Source organism: Mesorhizobium sp. P3_A9 (assembly GCF_056402975.1).
Map to the genome: position 1 here is coordinate 1 of NZ_JBFUGJ010000443.1, position 4082 is coordinate 4082.

The window sequence follows — 4082 nt, forward strand, 5'->3', positions numbered from 1 at the left end:
GGACCAGGCAGAGGCCTATCACTTGCGCCGCCTCATTTTGCAATGCCGGCGTCAGGTTCAATGCGAGCAGGATCATAAATGTTCCAGCGATCGCGGTTACTCTCGGTTCAATTCCCTGCGCAGTTCCCTTCGGCGGAAGGCGGATGATGGTCATCACAAGCAGCAGCAACAGAAACACGGTTGACGCCAGTTGAGTGACGATTGCGAGCGAACTTGCTGAGGTATCCTGACGGAAATAGTGCAATATAGGTATCGCGCTGGACGTCGCCATAACCGTCATGACAAAGACGATGGCAATACGGCCAAAAAAGTCCTCATTCAACATTTTCACGCCCCCGTGCCTAAGCAGTCATTGAAACATCACTTCCGCGCCCCGACAATAAGATGGTTTGAAAAGAGTTAACGGCTATGCCGTCTCAACTTTTGATTAATCTATCCGGCCTATCGCGGCAAAATGCCCAAATCTTCGTGCTTCGTATCCTGGCGTCGATCTCAATTGTGATTTGCGATGATTGCACTCAGCCCTCACAGCACAACGTTTGCGGTTTTGATTTGCGTTGCCTATCAATGCGGCTGGATGGCCCGCATTTCGCATAGCAGAGCGCGCTGCCGCCGTTCAGCTAAGCTGATTCAGGATTCCTGAGCTGCCCGCCAACACCAAACTTTCGTAGATCACGAGCAGTAGCGTGCAGATCGCCGCGACCGAGATTGGCACGCCGAACGGCACAACGCCTTTGCGGTCGAGATGCTGAACGTAGACGCGGAAGGCACCTGCGGGCAGCAGGAATGGATTTTTCATGGCCGCTGCGGTGACGAGGGCGAAAACCAGTAGCAGCAGGGAAAACACGACGAGGTCGTTGCCGCCGGTCAGGAAAGGGATGACCGCCATCAGCTTGACGTCGCCGGCGCCGAYCTTGCGCAASRSCCAGAACGGGAACAACGCAAGAAACAGCACGAGGGCGGCAGCCGCGCTCAAGCCCATGTCCAACCAGGATCCGGATCGGAGCAGCAGCAGCAACAGCGATCCCGCCCCAAGGCAGAGCAGCAGCAGCACATCGCGATTGGCAATCTTCTGCGTCGTGAAGTCGAGCCACGCAACCCTTGCAAGCAGAGGGATGGCGAGGGCCTTCAGCAGGAGCGCTTCGACAAGCAGCATGCTAGCGCTCGATGTTCTGCACGCTTGAGGACAGCAGCTTCAGATTGTTGGCTACCGTCGGATCGTTGGGCGCCAGTTCGTAAGCCTTGAGGAAATTCGCGCGTGCATCCTGCAGCTTGCCGCGCAGCAGATAGGAATAGCCGACATTGTTGTAGTACTCAGGCGACGCGCCAACCAGCTTGAAAGCCCTGGCATAGGCCCGGTCGGAGAGGTCGAACCGGTGTATGCGGTCACAGGAAGCGGCCAACCCCATCCAGGCGCCGCCATCATTGGGCGCCAGCTGCGTCGCCTTGAAAAAGAGGGCGCCGGCGTTGCCGTAATTTTCCGCACGGAATTGGTTCTTGGCTTCGGCCACGGCCTGGTCCGAGGCGTAATATTCGACGTTGCCGACCGTCTTCAATCCATCGAAGGCATCGCCAAAAGACGTGACATCGCCTTTCGACGGCTCGTTGGTGCGGACGACACCATCTGTGGTGTCCGCGCCATTTGTCTGACAGCCAACAAGCGCCATCATCAGCAGGCTGGCTGCGGCTGCGACTGAGAGGCGCATTGGCCCTGTCATTTTATCTCCCAAGAGTCCTGCGACTCCACTTTAGAATCAAAGCATATACCGGTTCAGAAGAAAATGCCCTTCATGCGGATAATCACCGGTAACATGATCACCATCATCACCACCGGGAAGATGCACAGTCCCAATGGAATCATCATCTTGACAGGCAAGGAGTTGGCACGTTCTTCGGCATGAAGAATTCTCTGGCTGCGCATCTCTTCGCTGTAGACCCGCAAAGCGTCGGTCAGGCTGGTGCCGAGTTCTTCCGACTGCCGAAAAAGCACGGCCAAAGCCCGCGCCTCGTCAAGACCGATTCGGTCGGCGAGGTCACGCAGCGCCTCACGCAGCGGCTTACCGGCACGCAACTGCAGATTCATGATCGAAAGCTGGATGCCGAGCCATTTGTGGGTGCCGGCCAGTTCACTGCTGACGCGCTCCACCGCCGCCTCCAGGCTCATACCCGCGTCCGCGCAGGTGATCATCATGTCCATGAAATCGGGAAAGGCGCGGCGATAGACCTCTCTCTGCGCACTCTCGAAGCGATCGAGCAGGATGCTTGGAACCACGATGCATGCGAGCCCGAAAAGAGCGGAACCGGCAAAACCTATGAAACCGGGCATTTGAGGTGGGAGAATGCGCGACAAGAGCGCATAGGCAGCCAGAAAGCCGGCACAGGCAGCACCAAGCCGTGACAAGGTGTAAATGAGCGGCGCGCTGGTCTGATAGAAGCCGGCTCGAAACAGCTTCGCCTCAAGCGCATTTGGTTCGTCCCGTTCCTTCTCCATCGACCGGAAATAGGCGTCGACCGGCCGCTGCGCGGAAATCTTCGCAAGCAGTTCCTGTCCGGCGAGCGAACGACGATCGGCAAACCCCTCGGTCTTCAGGCTTTGCGCGACCAGCGTCCGCGTCTGCAGCGCCGGCAAGAAGACAAGCGCGCCGAACAGGAACAACGCAACCGCCGCGATGAAGACGGCAAGGGAGATCAGAGTGCCCAGATCCTGGATGATCGAAAACAAGTTTATGCTTCGCTCCCGTCAGAAATCAAAATTGACCATGCGGTACATGATAAAGTCGCCCAACAACGCCCACAGCCCGAAAATCGTGAATACCGGCAAGATCATCGGACTGTCCCAGACGGTGCCGTAGTAGGACGGGGCAAGCAGTTGAAGGATCAGGAACATAACAAGGGGAAACAGCGAAATGATCCACGCGGACACGCGGCCCTCGCCCGAAAGCGCCCGGATCTTCATCCTGAGTTTCTGCCTGTCGCGCAGCACCACGGAAAGATTGGACAGGATTCCTGTAAGATTGCCGCCTGTCTTGGACTGGATCGACAGCGACACCGACAGCAGATGAAGGCCTTCGAAGCCCACGCGCTGCGACAGCTTCCGCACTGCCTGCTCGATGCTCAGACCAAATGTGATTTCATCGGAAACGATGCCGAATTCGGTACCGAGTGGATCAGGCATTTCGCGCGCTACGAGCGCGACCGCCACCGAAGCCGGATGTCCGGCTCGCAGCGAACGGACGATCATGTCGAGCGCATCCGGAAGCTGTTTTGCAAACTTCTGAATGCGCTTGTTGCGGGCGCGGCGAAGAACGAGAAGCGGCAGCCCGAATGCGATCACCAGAAAAACGATGAGCGACACCAAGTTAGAGAAATGCAACAAGACCGACATCAGCAACGCAACCGCCAGTCCAGCGCAGAGAAACGTCGTGGCGAAAACCATTGGGTTTCCGGTGATGCCGGACTGGGTATAGAGCCTGTTCAGCCGGATCATGCTGAATAGAAAGTCGCCTGATTCCGTCAGTCCACGTTCGCGCAGCAATCCCTGCAGGGTCTGTTCCGCGGGCGCTTCGTCAGCCAGCCGCCTCAGCCGATGATTGATCACGCCAATCCGGGACCGGCGGCCGGCAAAGGAAAGATATAGAGCTTCCCCGGCGAGAATGACCGAAGCCGCCGCCAGCATATAGATAAAGTATAGCAGTGCCTGGCCGGTCGGCATCAGAGCGGAACCTGCGGATTGAAGGCATCCTTGGCAAAATGATGCCCGAGCGTCGCTGCCTCCGGAGCAAAACGCGGACGCACGCCGGTGGCGCGAAAATCCCCGATGACCTTGCCGTCCGCGGTCACCTCGCGACGCACGAAGTTGTAAATCTCCTGGAGCTGTACGACATTGCCTTCCATGCCAGTCAGTTCGGATATGGACGTCACGCGCCTGCCGCCGTCCGACAGGCGCTGGGTCTGCACGATGATGTCGATAGCCGAGGCGATCTGCGCCCGAATGGACTCGTGGGTCATCGGCATGCCCGCCATGCCGACCATCTGCTCCAGCCGCGAGATGGCATCGCGCGGCGTGTTGGCATGGATGGTGG

At 58.0% G+C, this 4082-nt stretch carries 4 protein-coding genes and 2 pseudogenes; all 6 read right to left on the reverse strand.

Annotated features, from left to right (window positions below; translation table 11 throughout):
• Positions 1 to 325: pseudogene (locus AC1DX0_RS32080) on the reverse strand (methyltransferase family protein); the annotation flags it as partial.
• 291 nt (positions 326 to 616) lie between these two features.
• Entirely contained in the window at positions 617 to 1156 is a 540-nt protein-coding gene (locus tag AC1DX0_RS32085) for a prepilin peptidase (RefSeq protein WP_477358427.1), read from the reverse strand.
• Between the two features lies 1 nt (position 1157).
• On the reverse strand, positions 1158 to 1718 hold the full coding sequence (locus AC1DX0_RS32090; RefSeq protein ID WP_477224020.1) for a tetratricopeptide repeat protein: 561 nt from the start codon (positions 1716 to 1718) through the stop codon (positions 1158 to 1160).
• A gap of 53 nt (positions 1719 to 1771) precedes the next feature.
• Complete coding sequence (locus AC1DX0_RS32095; RefSeq protein WP_477224021.1) at positions 1772 to 2722, reverse strand: type II secretion system F family protein; 951 nt, start codon at positions 2720 to 2722, stop codon at positions 1772 to 1774.
• A gap of 18 nt (positions 2723 to 2740) precedes the next feature.
• Positions 2741 to 3712 (reverse strand): type II secretion system F family protein, encoded by a 972-nt coding sequence (locus tag AC1DX0_RS32100; protein WP_477224022.1) that lies wholly within the window; start codon positions 3710 to 3712, stop codon positions 2741 to 2743.
• Positions 3712 to 4082: pseudogene (locus tag AC1DX0_RS32105) on the reverse strand (CpaF family protein); the annotation flags it as partial. The gene AC1DX0_RS32100 and the pseudogene AC1DX0_RS32105, both read right to left, overlap by 1 nt.

What these genes read in the sequence shown, in the direction of transcription:
- AC1DX0_RS32090 (WP_477224020.1), bottom strand. Translation starts at nt 1,718, where the DNA reads ATGACAGGGCCAATGCGCCTCTCAGTCGCAGCCGCAGCCAGCCTGCTG.
- AC1DX0_RS32100 (WP_477224022.1), bottom strand. Translation starts at nt 3,712, where the DNA reads ATGCCGACCGGCCAGGCACTGCTATACTTTATCTATATGCTGGCGGCG.